Origin of the sequence: Hymenobacter sp. CRA2 (genome assembly GCF_002007105.1) — a bacterium.
Classification (GTDB): domain Bacteria; phylum Bacteroidota; class Bacteroidia; order Cytophagales; family Hymenobacteraceae; genus Solirubrum.
Window position 1 is genome coordinate 155,234 of record NZ_MVBC01000011.1, and the last position, 14,470, is coordinate 169,703.

Below are 14,470 nucleotides of genomic sequence, written 5' to 3' on the forward strand. Positions count from 1 at the left end.
AACCCCAATGACTTTCGACTTTGACAAAATGGGCGGCCTGATTCCGGCCGTGGTGCAGGACGCCGATACGGGCCAGGTGCTGATGCTGGGCTACGTAAACGAGGAGGCGCTGCGCAAAACCGAGCAGGAGGGACGCGTCACCTTCTTTTCCCGCTCTAAGAACCGCCTCTGGACCAAGGGCGAAACCAGCGGCCATTACCTGACGGTGGTCAGCCTGCACCCGGACTGCGACGAGGACGCGCTGCTCATCCGCGCCCGCCCCGACGGCCCCACCTGCCACCGCGGCACCGTGAGTTGCTTCGAGCAACCTGCGCAAACGGCCCTGCCCACGGCGCCGATAAGCTTTCTGGCCGAGCTGGAGCGTCTGGTACAGCGCCGGCAGCAGCAGCCGGGCGAGGAGCCCAATTCTTACACGGTAAAGCTGTTTCAGAAGGGCATGCCCAAAATTGCCCAGAAAGTGGGTGAGGAGGCCGTGGAAACCGTTATCGACGCCGTAGCCGGCAATACGGAGGGCTTAAAAGGCGAAGCTGCCGATCTGCTGTATCACCTGCTGGTGCTGCTCACGGCCTCGGGCCTGACCATCGACGACGTGGTGCAGGTGCTGCGCCAGCGCCACAGCACCATTTCCGCCGGGACGCGGCGGGAGTAGTAGGGCTGCCCTGGTGCGCCAAAGCAGAAAGCCCGGAACAGCCAAGCTGCTCCGGGCTTTCTTGTGCAACTCCCGGCCCGGTGACTGTCACCATGGGGCAAGCGGGAGCCTGTACGTAAAGCCACGGGGTGTAACCGGCTAAAACAACGGCGCGGTCTGCGGGTTTCGATGCAAGGCAAGCCCAGCTGTAGCGTCCGCCTGCCAACCTCGGTACGGGCTGGGCGTAGAGCGGCAGGCAGGGACCTGAAATCCTGCCTACCTTGCGCGCCGTTTAAATTTTCTATGTCTGACAACACCCGTTACCTGGCCACCCAGTCGCTGACCGTCCTCGTGCCCGTGTACAACGAGGAAGAAAGCCTGCCGCAGTTTGTGGTCGAAATGAACAAGTACCTGGAAACGGCCCCGGTGGCCACCACGGTGCTCTTCGTCAACGACGGTTCCACCGACGGCTCGCTGGGCCTCATGCGCGAGATTTGCCGCCGGGATTCGCGCTACGAGTTTATCTCCCTGGCCCAGAACCGCGGCCTGAGCACGGCCATCAAAGCCGGCATCGACCATGCCCGCGGCACCTTGGTGGGCTACATCGACTCGGATATCCAGACCACGCCCATGGACTTCGTGGAGCTGCTGCGGTTCTTCCCCGAGTACGACATGGTCACCGGCATCCGGGCCAAGCGCCAGGATTCGGCCGTGAAGCTGTTCTCCTCGAAAATTGCCAACAACTTCCGCCGCCTGATGATCAACGACGGCATCGTGGATACGGGCTGCCCGCTGAAAATCCTCAAGACCGAGTACGCGCGCCGCATACCGCTCTTTCACGGCATGCACCGCTTCCTGGGCGCCCTGGTACAGCTGCAGGGCGGCAAGGTGAAGCAGCTGCCCGTGCGGCACTTTCCGCGCTTTGCCGGCACGGCCAAGTACAACCTCTGGAACCGCCTCTGGAAGCCCCTGGTTGATACCTTCGGCTACCGCTGGATTCGTTCGCGCTGGAAGAACTACGAAATCGGGGAGAAGCACCACCATTCCGCGGCGTAAGGCCGGCCCGTCGCTATGAACGTTGAAACCGTTGCCCTGCTCATCGGCCTGACCTCGCAGCTGCTGTTTTCCAGCCGCATCGTGCTGCAGTGGGTGCAGAGCGAGCGGGCCAAGCGCGTGCTGGTGCCCACCTTGTTCTGGCAGATCAGCCTGGTCTCGTCGCTGCTGATGATCATCTACGGCATGCTGCGCCACGACCCGGTGATTCTGGCCGCCCAGATCATCAGCTACGCCATCTACATCCGCAACCTGCAGCTGCTGGGCGAGTGGCGCAAGCTCAACGCCTGGTTTCGGGCCGGCGCCTACGTGTTCCCGCTGGCGGTGCTGGCGTGGTTTGTGGTCGGCAACCAGCACTTCAGCCTGCAGCAGATGCTGCGCAACCGCATTCCCGGCGGGGTGCTGGTGCTCGGGGCCGTTGGCCAGACCATCTTCCTGCTGCGCTTCGTCTACCAGTGGATTTACTCCGAGCGCAAAGGCGAATCGGTGCTGCCGCTGAGCTTCTGGGTGGTGAGCCTGGTGGGCTCGGTCCTCATCCTGGCCTACGCTTTTCTGCGTCAGCCCATGGACAAGGTCCTGATCTTGGGCAACGTCTTCGGCACTGTGGTGTACGCCCGCAACATTGTCTTGCTGCGCCGCGAACTGCGCCGGCAGGCCCAGCAGGTAGCGGCGGGCTTGCCGCCCGTGCTGGAGGCGGCCGCTGAAAAAGTACCGCCGCTGCAGCCGCGCTAATGCCCGGCCGCTGCGGCGGAAAGAGAAAAGTACTTGTTGGGAGTTAATGGCTGAGGGCCGCGGAGGTTTCCGTGGCCCTCAGCCATTCTACGAATTGGCGCAGCCCGTCGGCCAGTGGCGTCTGGGGCGCGTAGCCGAGCAGGGCCTGGGCTTTGCTGATGTCGGCGTAGGTGATGTCCACGTCGCCGGCCTGCATGGGCTGAAACTGCAGCTGCGCGGGCACGCCCACGGCCTGGGCCACGGCCTCGATGAGCTCAAGCAGGGGCACCGGGCGGTTGTTGCCCAGGTTCACGGTTTCGTACACGTTGTCGTGGCTCAGCAGGTAGTTGACGCCCCGCACCACCCCGTCCACGGTATCGGCCACGAAGGTGTAGTCGCGGGCCGTGGAGCCGTCGCCGTACACCGGAATGGGCTGGCCGCTGCGCAGCAGCCGCGCAAACTTGTGAATGGCCAAGTCGGGCCGTTGGCGCGGGCCGTACACGGTGAAAAACCGCGCGTTGAGTACGTTGAGCCGGTAGAGGTGGTGGTAGGTGTAGGTCAGTTCTTCCCCGGCCAGCTTGCTGGTGGCGTAGGGCGAAATACACGCCTGCTGCAGCTGTTCCTCCTCGTTGAAAGGCAGGTGCCGGGTATTGCCGTACACCGACGACGAGGACGCAAACAGCAGCCGCCCGATGCCGCGCTGCCGCATCCATTCCAGCAGGTGGCCCGTGGCCAGCACGTTGTTGTCCAGGTAGGCGAGGGGCTCCTTCACCGAGGGGCCCACGCCGGCTTTGGCAGCCAGGTGTATCACCAAATCCGGTGTTTCATCGGCGGCCCAGGCGTGGTCCAGGCCTGCAACGCCGGCGCGCAAGTCCAGTTCGCGGAAGGTGAAGCCCGGGTGAGGCAGCAGCTCCTGCAGGTTGCGCTCCTTCAGGGCGCGGTCGTAGAACGGATCAAAATTGTCCAGGCCGAGCACGCGAAAACCATCGGCGAGCAAGCGTTGGCTCAGGTGCGAGCCGATAAAACCCGCGCAACCGGTAACAAGAACCGTGGGCATAAAGCGAAAACGGAGCAGCAGTAGGAGAGAAGGACGAAAGGCGGCAAAGGTAGGCGAAAAGCCCGTCCTTGCTCCTTACGTAGCTTTTAGCAGGCTGGACCGTATAGGCCCTATCTTTCTTTGACTATGACGGACTCTTTTCTGACCGCCGCCGGATGGCCGCGGGTATGGGTGCAGTGGGTGGTGCTGGGTATGGTGTTGGGCGTGGGGCTGTTTGTGCAGCTCGGGGCCCCCGAAATCGGGCTGATGGAAGCCCGCAACTTTGTGGCCGCCCGCGAAATCCACGCGGGCGGCTCCTGGCTCTTGCCCACCATGAACGGCGAACTGCGCCTGGCCAAGCCGCCGCTGCCCACCTGGCTGGTGGCCGCCGTCATGCAGCTAACCGGCAGCACCACCGACCTGGGCCTGTTGCGGCTGCCGTCTGCCTTCGGGGCCTGCCTGCTGGTACTGTTCTTCTGGGCGCTGGCGCGCCGCCTCACGCCGCCCGCTGATCAGGGCCGCACAGCCTGGCTGGCTAGCCTGGTGCTGGCGTCCTCGTTGCTGCTGCTCACCGCCGGCCGCGATGGAAACGGATGGGACGTTTATTGCTACTGTTTTATGATGGGAGCCGTGGCCGCCGTGGTGCGGGGCCTGCAGAGTGCCGGCCGTGCCTTGGGGTGGTTTGCCATCGGTGGGGGGCTGATCGGGCTTTCCATTCTCAGCAAAGGTCCCGTCGCTCCTTATGGCATGTTGCTGCCGTTCCTGCTTGCCTATGCGCTGCGCGGCGACCGGGTGGCCATGCGCCGGCAGTTACCCGGGTGGCTGGTGTTGGCCGCAGTGGCCTTAATGGTGGGCGGGGCATGGCCACTGTACGTGCTGAGCCAGCACCTGAACGAGGCCAGCCATGTGGCTCAGACGGAAACGGGCTCCTGGGCCAACCGCCACGTGCAGCCGTTGTGGTACTACGTCAATTTTCCGGTGTTTATGGGCCTCTGGACGCTGCCAGCCGTGGCTGCCCTGGTGTGGCCCTACGCGGGCCCGCGGGTGCGTTCCTACGCGCCCTACGCCCTGTTGCTGGCGTGGCTGCTGGCTACCTTGGTATTGCTGAGCCTGGTGCCCGAGAAGAAAGAGCGTTACCTGCTGCCGGTGTTGCCTCCCTTGGCCTTGCTGACCGCGGGCCTGGTGCGTCACTGGCTGAGCAGCCCCCATACCGCTACCGATAAGTGGTTGCCCCGGGTGTGGGCGGGCGTGTTGTGTTTAGTGCTGGTCGCGCTGCCCGTGGCCCTGCGGTTTGTGGGCCTGAGCAGTTTTGCTTCAACCACCGCGCGGTACTGGCTCACCAGTGGCTGTGCGCTGGCTGTGGCGGGCGGGATTGCCTGGCTGTGGGCCCGCGGCCGGCCGGCCTACGCGGCGGTCGGGGGGAGCCTTGCGGTGGTGATACTGGCCAGCGGCCTGCTCATGCCCGCCTACCCCGAGTGGCAGCGTCGCCGCGACGACCCCGGGCTGCGGCCCCTGGCTTTGGTGGTAGCGCAGCGAGCTGATTTGCGCACGCTGCCGGTGTACAGCGTAGGAGAGATGCACATCAAGTGGATCTGGGCTGCCCAACGCGTGGTGCCGCAGTTGCCGGCTGAGCCACTGCCACTGCCACTGCCACTGCAGCAGCTGCCGGTAGTGGTGTATACCAGCACGCGAGGCCCGGCGCCTTTCCCCGCGGATTGGCTGCGTCGGTACCGCATCAGCACCATCGATAGTTTTGATTTGAGCCACCAGTTTGCGGACGGGCGGTGGTACGTTACACGCATCGATGCCAAGTAAGCCGCTCTGGATAATACTTAACATAATAATGTTCCCGGGGCGAGAGCCAGTCTGAACATAGAAAGGGCAGGCGGTAGCAATGGCTACGACTCCTGCCCTTTTTGCCGAGCTGCTGTTTGGTCAAGGACCCGCTATCAAAGCCCACGCGTCAGCTGTTTGCGCACCTTCTCCAGCAACGCCTGCACGATCAACAGATCAGCCTCCTCCACAACCGACAGTTGAGTATCGAGCCCAGGGCCAGCAATGCGGATGGTATAGGTTGATTCTAATACCGGACTATTTGCTGGGGGTACTGTGGGTACAACAGTAGGCGCGATTGGAGTGCTAGCCGTAGCCCTGGGTATATGGTGTTGTGCCGCTGGTATAGGAGCAGTTGGTGTAGGGACAAGCGCAACTTGTTCCGGTATATCTTCTGCAGGTAGAACAACTTGGTGTGCGTCCGGTGCCTGTGGGCTTCTGGGGGCCAAGCCGAATAAGTCCGCTACGGCATCATCCGCTGGAGGCGGAGGGCTTATGACCGGGCCGGCGCCAACAGGCAGTGGTGGCACCAGCGCAGGGTTTTCCTGGGGTCCGTCGGTTCGGAACAGGTTAACGCTCATGCCTGGGCTGGCTAAGTCGCGCCGGGGAGTTGCCTTGGTTAGTTGATCAATGTCCGCTATGATGTTGCGCTCATCAATGATATCAACCATGCGTGCACCTTCCACGAAGGCCTTGGCTACGTTCTGCGCATTGATTTCTTCCACGTCGAATTCCCTGACCAGCATCACATCCAGCATATGCACGGGTAGCTCGCGGTTGCGGAATTTGCGGCAAATGTGTGAAAACAGCGGTGGGTGTAGGAATGCCTCGCGGTGGTAGATCTTTTCTTCCTCCTTGTCATAAGCATTCTTGATGCGACGAAACAGATTGGTCGTCGTCAACATCTCCCGCTTACTGATAAGGAGCCCAAACTTGACAGCGGAACCAAGAATTGCTTTAAAGCTCCCGCTCACTTTACGGTTTAGCTTCCGGGCGCAAGCTTCAATAGAGCATTTGCCTCCGGTGTCATCTACAACTTCAGCCACTTCCCAAGCGCTAAGGTAGCTGGTACGTGGGTAGTCTATGGTCTTAGGCATGGGGAGTAATTAAATTCAGCAGTAAATAAAGTAAATTTAGGTATAAAAACGCATATAAAGTATAAAAAAGTATATGCTATTTTATACTTTTTGTGCTTCTTAATACTATTTATAGCTTTGCACTCATTATATAGTCAAACACATATTAAAGAATACTATCTATACCTATAGGGCGGCCAAGGAATGATGAGAAGGAGGGAAGCAGCATAGAGGCGTTTTACAAGGTCACTAATAACGCCAAAGAAAATAGGAGAGCGAATCCATCAACAACGAAATGCTCCCAACTAAGAAGCTATTAAACAGCAAATACAAGAGCTAACAAACGACAATAGAGCAAATACTGAATACCCCAGTTGTTCATCAAACTCCACATAGCATAGAAGCGAAAATTGCAATCGAAGAGACCCAACAAGTAGAATCGCAGCGAGACTAGAGAAACTCAATATCTAAGATCCATCAGGCATAAGAACAACGCACTGGCTGCATGGGGTTACAACTGCTACAACGCGAAGCGACCCACCAACTCAAACAAACAGCATCAACTGAACAATATATACTAAGCTAAGTGGACACATACACACGACCAATAGAATAACCCCGCAACTAACTGCGGCTTGTAGAACCAATAAGCAGCGTAAAGCATAAATATATTTTTGTGTTATAATTTATATTATGTTAAGTAATGATTTGAAAAGATAGGCCCAGCCAATAACTGAGCCTATCCTACTACTTTATTGCATCAGTTTTTCAGCATCCGCCTTACGCCCTACATTGAGGTAAGATTGACGCAAAGCTTTCTTCACACCAGCGTCGTTGGGGTTCAACTGCATTGCAACCTCGAAGTACGGAATGGCTTGCTCCATGTACTTCTTGCCGTTCGCTTCCATTCCCTTGCCCTTAGCCTGGTACGCCTTCAGGTCCATCTTATTTACGACCTTGAAAATATCAGCGCCCTTGTTGAAGTAATACACGCCAAGGTTGTACTGCGAATCGAAGTTCTTCGGGTCCAGCTCAATTGCCTTCTTGTGGGCCGCCAGCGCCTGCTCGGGCTGCTTGCTCTGCTCATACACCGAGCCCAACACCGAATACAGGTTGGAGTTCTGCGGATCGGCAGCAATGGCCTTCTGAATCTTATCGATAGCCTGTGTGCCCTGCCCGGAGCTCAACGCGATGTTCAGATCTTCCAACAAGAACGCCTTGTTGTTCGGGTATGCCTGCAACGCCTGCTGGATCACCTTCTGGGCTTCCGCTTCGTTTTTCTCCTGGCGAGCAATCTGCAGCAAGCGGCTGTACATCTGCGGCGACTTGTAGTTAATCGCCTGCAGCTTTGCGTAGTTTTCCCTGGCCTGACCCAAGTCTTGCTTAGCTTCGGAAGCATACGCAGCGTACAGCAGCGCCGTCGTATCCTGCGGACGAATCTGCTGCGCCATACGATACGAAGCCAGTGCGTCGTCGTATTTCTGCGCGTTGTAGCTTTCAACGCCGGCGTTCAGCGCCATGCCGTACAGGTTATCCAGGCGCGTGGTGGCCTGCTTGCCGTACTCGCTGTCTTTGCCTTCCAGCGCAATGGCTTTCTGGTACGACTCAAACGCCACTTTCGTGCCTTCGCCCGGCTGCAGCGTCTTGCCATAAATCGGGCTCTGCGTTATACCCTCGTAGATTTCGCCGCGGGTGTACCAAGTTTTGGCCTTGCCCTGCGTCTTCTCGTTGGTAATAGCCTTGTCGATTTCCGTGCGGGCCTTGTCCAGTGTGCCCTGCTTCTGCATCAGAATGGCGTTGGTAACCGCCGAGTTTTGTGCTGAGGCAGCGTGAATGGCCAGCGCGGTGAAAATCGTCAGAACAGTCTTCTTCATGGGAATGAATGGGAAGAAAAAACGTAGTTGAGAGAAAGTCGGGAAACGGGAAAGCCCGGCGCCGGGTTTATTCGGCGCTCGGGGTTTCGTCGTTGGTCAGTTGATCAGTCGGCAGCACTCCGGAGGCACTTCCCTCCTGCTGAACGGCTTCCACCAGTTCAGGCTCCAACTCCTTGTCATCGGCCGCCACTTTGGCCACCGACGAAATTTCGTCGCCCTCGCTGATACGGATGAGACGCACACCCTGGGTAGCGCGCCCAATAGAGCGAACTTCGGCCACGCGCAGACGAATGGTCAGGCCCGAGCGGTTGATGATCATCAGGTCATCGTCGTCGTTCACATCCTTGATGGACACCAGCGCACCGGTTTTGTCGGTGATTTTCAGGGTGCTTACCCCTTTGGCACCGCGGTTGGTGATGCGGTAGTCATCGATGGGGCTACGCTTGCCAAAGCCGTTTTCGGATACTACCAGCAGCTCCTTGTTCGGATCGGCTAGGCACACCATACCCACCACACGGTCGTCGCCTTCTTCGGACAGGGTAATACCCCGAACCCCGGCGGCAGTACGGCCCATCGGGCGCACATTCTCCTCGTTGAAGCGCACCGCCCGGCCCATTTTCGAGGCCAGAATAACCTCGCTGGTCCCGGTGGTCAGTTGCACGTCCAGCAGCCGGTCGCCTTCGTTGATGGTAATGGCGTTGATACCGGCAGCACGCGGCCGCGAATACGCCTCGAGCGTGGTTTTCTTTACCGTGCCCTGCTCCGTGCAGAACATCAGGTAATTGTTCTGCGCGTAGTCCGGGTCACGCAGGTCGCGCACGTTCAGCACCGAGCGCACAGGGTCGTCCGCCAGTTCCGGAATCAGGTTCTGGATCGGGCGTCCCTTGGCGGCTTTGCCACCTTCGGGCAGCTCGTAGGCTTTCTTCCAGAACAGACGGCCGCCCTCGGTAAAGAGCAACAGGAAGTCGTGGGTAGAAGCCACGAACAGGTGCTCGGTGAAGTCGGTGTCCTTGGTCGAGACGCCCTTCGCTCCTACACCGCCGCGGCCCTGGGCCCGGTACTCGTCGAGGGAAGTTCGCTTAATATAGCCTTCGTTGGAAATGGTGATGACCATCGCCTCCTCGGCAATCAGCGACTCGAAATCAATGTCGCCGCCGGCGTACTCGATTTCCGTGCGGCGCGAATCGCCGTACCGGTCGCGGATATCCTGCAGCTCCTGGCGAATGATGTCGCGCTGCATCTCGGGCGACTCCAGCACCGCCTTCAGGTGGTCGATGAGCTTCATCAGCTCGTTGTACTCATTCACGATTTTGTCGCGCTCCAGGCCAGTGAGGCGCTGCAGACGCATATCGAGAATGGCACGGGCCTGCACGTCGCTGAGCGAGAACCGCTCGATCAACTGGGCGCGGGCCAGCTCCGGGTCGCGGGAGCTGCGGATCAGGGCAATGACTTCGTCGAGGTGGTCCAGCGCGATGAGCAGACCTTCCAGGATGTGGGCCCGCTTCTGGGCTTCGGCCAGCTCAAAGCGCGTCCGGCGCACGATAACGTCGCCGCGGTGCTCCACGAAGTAGTGAATCAGGTCGCGCAGGTTCAGCGTCATCGGGCGGCCTTTCACCAGGGCCACGTTGTTGACGCCGAAGGTCGACTGCAGCTGGGTGTACTTGAACAGGTTGTTCAGCACCACCTGCGGCACCGCGTCGCGCTTCAAATCGTACACGATGCGCATCCCGTCGCGGTCTGACTCATCGCGCAGGTCCGAGATGCCCTCGATTTTCTTCTCGTTGATCAGCTCGGCAGTGCGCTGAATCATGGCCGCCTTATTGACCATGTACGGCACCTCGGTGACGATGATCTGCTCCTTGCCCGAGGGCGTGGTTTCGAAGTGCGTCTTGGCGCGCACGACCACGCGGCCGCGGCCGGTTTCCAGGGCCTGGCGCACGCCTTCGTACCCGTAAATCACGCCGCCCGTGGGGAAGTCCGGCGCTTTCACAAACTCCATCAACTCCTGGACGGTGATGTCGGGATTGGCCAGGTAGGCCACGATACCGTCCACCACTTCCGTCAGGTTGTGCGGGGCCATGTTGGTAGCCATGCCCACGGCAATACCCGACGAGCCATTGACGAGCAGGTTCGGAAACTTGGCCGGCATTACCGACGGCTCTTCCAGCGAGTCGTCGAAGTTGGGCTGAAAGTCTACCGTGTCCTTGTCCAGGTCATTCAGGATTTCGTCGGCCAGACGCTTGAGGCGAGCCTCCGTGTAGCGCATGGCAGCCGGCGAGTCACCGTCGATGGAGCCGAAGTTGCCCTGGCCATCCACGAGCGGGTAGCGCAGGGACCAGTCCTGGGCCATGCGCACCATGGTGTCGTACACTGAGGAGTCGCCGTGGGGGTGGTATTTGCCGAGCACCTCTCCTACGATACGGGCACTCTTCTTATGCGCTTTGGTGTAGGATACGCCCAGTTCCGACATGCCGTAGAGCACGCGGCGGTGCACGGGCTTCAGCCCGTCGCGCACGTCGGGAAGGGCGCGGGAGATGATGACGGACATCGAGTAGTCGATGTACGCGCCGCGCATCTCATCCTCAATATTAATGGGAATGATTTTTTCGCCTTCAGCCATTAGTCAAAACGAAAGGCCTGCCGCCCCGGAAAAGAGCAACAGACGCCGGATGTGAAGTTGTATTTTAAGCTGGCAAGATACCGAAAAAAGCCCGTTTTTCCTAGCGAAATCAAGGTTTTGACTTGCCTCGGTTGTTGTGCATTTTGCCGTCGGGTTGGCTATGAACTTTGATCTTTTCGCCAATCTCCGGGTTCTGTTTTTTCCACAGCGGCTGCCCCCGGTATTTCTGCCCGCTGTGAAAGTGCACCTTACGCACATGACAGGACGCCATGGGGCAAGTGCGACAGCCGACCAGCGCCAGCAACAGCCAAACGGACAGCCAGCAGCCGTACCGCATCAGGGGAACATTCATCTTCATCTTGCTGACAAAACAACGTAAAAAGGGCTGATATCGTGCCAAAGGGCGGCGCAGCTTACCCTATATTTTGCAAATCACGCCCTTCCCATTCCTGCAGAAACTGCTCCAGAAATTGCTCCATGAAGGCGTGGCGCTGCTCGGCCACACGCCGGGCCGCATCGGTGTGCAGCCGCTCGCGCAGGTGCAGCAGCTTCTCGTAAAAGTGGTTGATGGTCGGCCCACTGTTCGTTTTGTATTCGGCGAAGCTACCGTGCTGCACGACCGGCAAAGACGGATCATGTAAGGCCCGGCCTTTGTGGCCCCCGTAGGCAAAAGCGCGGGCCACGCCGATGGCCCCGATGGCGTCGAGGCGGTCGGCATCCTGCACGCAGGCGCCTTCGGGGCTGCTCACCGGCGTGGCTACGCCGGCGCCCTTGAAGCTGACCTCGCGGATAATCTCTTCGACGCGCGCAATCAGCGTATCATCGGCGCCTTGGCTGCTGAGCCACGCGCGGGCAGCGCGGGGCCCGGCTTCGTCGTCGCCGTGGTGAAACTTCCAGTCGGCAATGTCGTGCAGCAGCGCGGCCAATTCCGTTACCTGCGCGTCGGCGCCTTCGGCCGCGGCCAGGGCCCGCGCTACCTGCCACACCCGGCGGATGTGGGCCCAATCGTGCCCGGAGCCTTCGTCGGCAAACTTTTCTTCTACAAAAGCGGCGGTACGCGCCACCAAATCAGCATCTGTCATGCCACAAAAATGCAACGGGCGCGGCTTTCCTGGCCGCGCCCGAAGTGTTGAGCAGACTTACGGCCTCAGTGTCAAGGCTAATCGATGACAGGATGGCGCTGGAATTCGCGGGTGCGGTCGAACAGATAGCGCAGGGTCTGATGCTCGCGCCACGGCTCGCCGCCCACCAGCTTGGCCACGGTCATCATTTTGGGGTTGAAGTCGCCGATCCAGTTCATCACGGTTTGGGTATACGGAATGGCACCTGGCTTCTGAATCAGTTGCGACGAAGCGTACACCATGGCCGCCTCGACGCCCTTGCGTTGCTGCTCGGGCACGACGCCAAACACGACGCCAAACATGGTTTTGACGGTGCTGCGCATCTGGTGGTACTTAAACTGTACTTTCTGCCACCAGCCCAGCTTGCCGTTGAAGAAACGTAGGATTTCGTTGATTTCCGGCAAGTTGATGTAAAAGGAAATCGGCTCGTTGTTGTAGTAGCCAAACCAAATGATCCGCTCGTCCAGGATGTCGAGCATGCTCTTCATGATTTTCTGAGCGCCCTCGCTGCTCATGGGCTTGATGCCCTCGTGCTTCACCCAGGCCTTGTTGTAAATGGTGCGGAAGTCTTCGGCGTACTGCCGCCAATCCTTCTTGCGCATGTGCCGGAAAGCATAGTTGGGGTCGGCAGCCAGGCGCTGGGCACGCGTGAACACAGCCGGGTGCAGCTGCCCCTGCACCATACGGTGGTAGGTAATCTGCTTGTAGAACGTCTCGAAGCCATAGGTGCGAAACAGCGCTTCGTAGTACGGCGGGTTGTAATTGGCGCCGTAAATCGGGGCCCCGAAGTTGTCCGTCACCAGTCCCCACCACTTGTCCCGGTCGCCGAAGTTGATGGGACCGTCCATGCCTTCCAGCCCGCGGGCCTGCAGCCAGTCCCGGCAAGCGTCAAAAAGCTTATTGGCGGCCTGCTGGTCGTCGATGCATTCAAAGAAGCCCATGGCGCCCATATGCTGGGCGTAATCCGTTTTTCCCTCGGGGATATTGGTGGGAAACGCCGTTTCGCGGTTGAAGAAAGCCGCTACCCGGCCGATGGTCTGCCCCTGCTCGTCGAGCAGCAACCAGCGTACGCACTCGCCTTTCTGGAAGAGCTTATTTTTGGTCGGATCGAATACCGCCTCCACATCCTGATCGAGCGGCCGAATGTAGTTCGGGTCCTGACGGTAAAGAACACGGGGCGGAAACTCCAAAAACTCGCGGGCCTGCGCCGGCGTCGTGACTTCAACAAGCTGCATGCGGTGCGCACAAAACGTAAAACAGAAGCGCGAAATAACGCAAAACCCCGTTGTAGCACGCTTCGGCTCCCTGATAAGGCCCCGCCTGCATTGGCTTTCCGGAATTTCAGCTACCTTAGCGCTTACCAAAACTATTCTTTCGCGCCTCGTGGGCTCTGCCTGCGGGGCGTTTTTTTATTTAAGCTACCAATCCATGGCACCGTCGGTCCTCGTTAGTAGGTTGATTAGTACTGACTCGTGCCGTTATGATTCCACTCTACTGCCAGCAAGGCAAGGCCGTGGCTTACGCCGATGACGCCTGCTTAGCGCTTTACCTGACCGATGGCACATTTGCGGCCTGGTTAGACGACGGTTTTTTGTACGCCCCCGACGGCCGCTACCTCGGCTGGATTCACCAGGGCTGGGTGCTGGACCGCAGCGGCCGCCCCGCCTTGTTTGCCGACAATGCCAGTGGCCGCCCGGTTCGGCCGCCAGTCAGCGCGCCATCGGCTGGTTTCTGGCCACGCGCACCTCAACGCCCCCAACGTGTCCCCATCCGCGGCGCCCGCCCCGCCCGCCGTGGCCGCGTAGCCGAATGGTCGCCCCTTACGGGCTTGGCTTTCTTTCATCAACGGATTAAATAGCTCTTAAAGCCGATGTCACATTGGAAGCCTATTAGCAACAAAAAATCGGCTCAATATCCGCGCATAAAGACTACAAACAGTATTTATCTCCGCTAATAGCCTCCATAAACATCGTCACACTCAAAGCAGGCCCTTCCTGTTTTATCATTTAAATACCAGGTTTTTTTGTCCTTTCGTTTCAGCCGAAGAATATGTCGACCTGCCCGCTTCCACTTGTTGCTCTTGCCTTGATGCTCACGACATCACAGTTTCCTATCGACAACCTATCTCCTGCGCAACCATCATAGAACCCCAATTCGCTGCTACGCTAACCCGTTAGAATAATAGCTACGAAAAGGCGGCTGCAACTCAGGTTGCAGCCGCCTTTTCAGTTCCGTTGAAGATACAACGCTTCGCCAGCGCAGATACCGGCACAATTCTTGGCCACCAAGCTCGGCGGTTACCCTACCGCCGTCATTAGTTTCCGGAAAGCCCGAGTGCAATGCGCTTGGGCTTTTTTATGGCCTGCCGACCATAAAGCAGGTACTCCCTATTTGCTCATCTGCGCCTACGCAGGCAGGAAATAAGAACCCACTGCAAACACATCGTTTACAGTGGGTTCTTGCTACATCTGAGCCCCTCATTGGAACGTGTCGCGCACTTCCCTCCTACCCGACGGCT

12 protein-coding genes are annotated in these 14,470 nt (G+C 59.0%); 5 read left to right on the top strand and 7 right to left on the bottom strand.

Going from position 1 to position 14,470, the window contains the following annotated elements:
• Nucleotides 1-7 precede the first annotated feature (7 nt).
• The 3 genes from hisIE (at nt 8) to B0919_RS17480 (ending at nt 2,413) form a co-directional block, all read left to right on the top strand.
• On the top strand, nt 8-649 hold the full coding sequence (gene hisIE, locus B0919_RS17470) for a bifunctional phosphoribosyl-AMP cyclohydrolase/phosphoribosyl-ATP diphosphatase HisIE (RefSeq protein ID WP_078013571.1): 642 nt from the start codon (nt 8-10) through the stop codon (nt 647-649).
• Between the two features lie 282 nt (nt 650-931).
• Nucleotides 932-1,684, top strand: a complete 753-nt coding sequence (locus tag B0919_RS17475) for a glycosyltransferase (protein ID WP_078013572.1) — start codon at nt 932-934, stop codon at nt 1,682-1,684.
• Nucleotides 1,685-1,699: 15 nt separating this feature from the next.
• The gene (locus tag B0919_RS17480) at nt 1,700-2,413 is read left to right on the top strand and encodes a lipid-A-disaccharide synthase N-terminal domain-containing protein (protein WP_078013573.1); all 714 of its coding nucleotides are present in this window, start codon (nt 1,700-1,702) and stop codon (nt 2,411-2,413) included.
• 43 nt (nt 2,414-2,456) lie between these two features.
• Here B0919_RS17480 and B0919_RS17485 read toward each other — a convergent pair whose 3' ends face one another.
• Complete coding sequence (locus tag B0919_RS17485) at nt 2,457-3,449, bottom strand: GDP-mannose 4,6-dehydratase (protein ID WP_078013574.1); 993 nt, start codon at nt 3,447-3,449, stop codon at nt 2,457-2,459.
• Nucleotides 3,450-3,575: 126 nt separating this feature from the next.
• Between B0919_RS17485 and B0919_RS17490 the strand changes: the two genes are divergently transcribed.
• Nucleotides 3,576-5,243, top strand: a complete 1,668-nt coding sequence (locus B0919_RS17490; protein ID WP_078013575.1) for an ArnT family glycosyltransferase — start codon at nt 3,576-3,578, stop codon at nt 5,241-5,243.
• Between the two features lie 134 nt (nt 5,244-5,377).
• Here B0919_RS17490 and B0919_RS17495 read toward each other — a convergent pair whose 3' ends face one another.
• From B0919_RS17495 to B0919_RS17520, 6 genes are all read right to left on the bottom strand, one after another.
• Nucleotides 5,378-6,358 (bottom strand): hypothetical protein, encoded by a 981-nt coding sequence (locus B0919_RS17495; RefSeq protein ID WP_078013576.1) that lies wholly within the window; start codon nt 6,356-6,358, stop codon nt 5,378-5,380.
• Nucleotides 6,359-7,089: 731 nt separating this feature from the next.
• Nucleotides 7,090-8,124, bottom strand: coding sequence for a tetratricopeptide repeat protein (locus B0919_RS17500; RefSeq protein ID WP_176133107.1), 1,035 nt, complete (start codon nt 8,122-8,124; stop codon nt 7,090-7,092).
• Nucleotides 8,125-8,278: 154 nt separating this feature from the next.
• Nucleotides 8,279-10,831, bottom strand: coding sequence for a DNA gyrase subunit A (gene gyrA, locus B0919_RS17505; protein WP_078013578.1), 2,553 nt, complete (start codon nt 10,829-10,831; stop codon nt 8,279-8,281).
• A 109-nt stretch (nt 10,832-10,940) separates the two neighbouring features.
• Nucleotides 10,941-11,183, bottom strand: a complete 243-nt coding sequence (locus tag B0919_RS17510) for a hypothetical protein (protein WP_139362212.1) — start codon at nt 11,181-11,183, stop codon at nt 10,941-10,943.
• Nucleotides 11,184-11,244: 61 nt separating this feature from the next.
• Entirely contained in the window at nt 11,245-11,913 is a 669-nt protein-coding gene (locus tag B0919_RS17515; protein ID WP_078013580.1) for an HD domain-containing protein, read from the bottom strand.
• Nucleotides 11,914-11,990: 77 nt separating this feature from the next.
• Nucleotides 11,991-13,187, bottom strand: a complete 1,197-nt coding sequence (locus B0919_RS17520) for a hypothetical protein (RefSeq protein ID WP_078013581.1) — start codon at nt 13,185-13,187, stop codon at nt 11,991-11,993.
• A 245-nt stretch (nt 13,188-13,432) separates the two neighbouring features.
• Between B0919_RS17520 and B0919_RS24855 the strand changes: the two genes are divergently transcribed.
• Nucleotides 13,433-13,810, top strand: a complete 378-nt coding sequence (locus B0919_RS24855) for a 4-fold beta flower protein (protein ID WP_139362213.1) — start codon at nt 13,433-13,435, stop codon at nt 13,808-13,810.
• Nucleotides 13,811-14,470 lie beyond the last annotated feature (660 nt).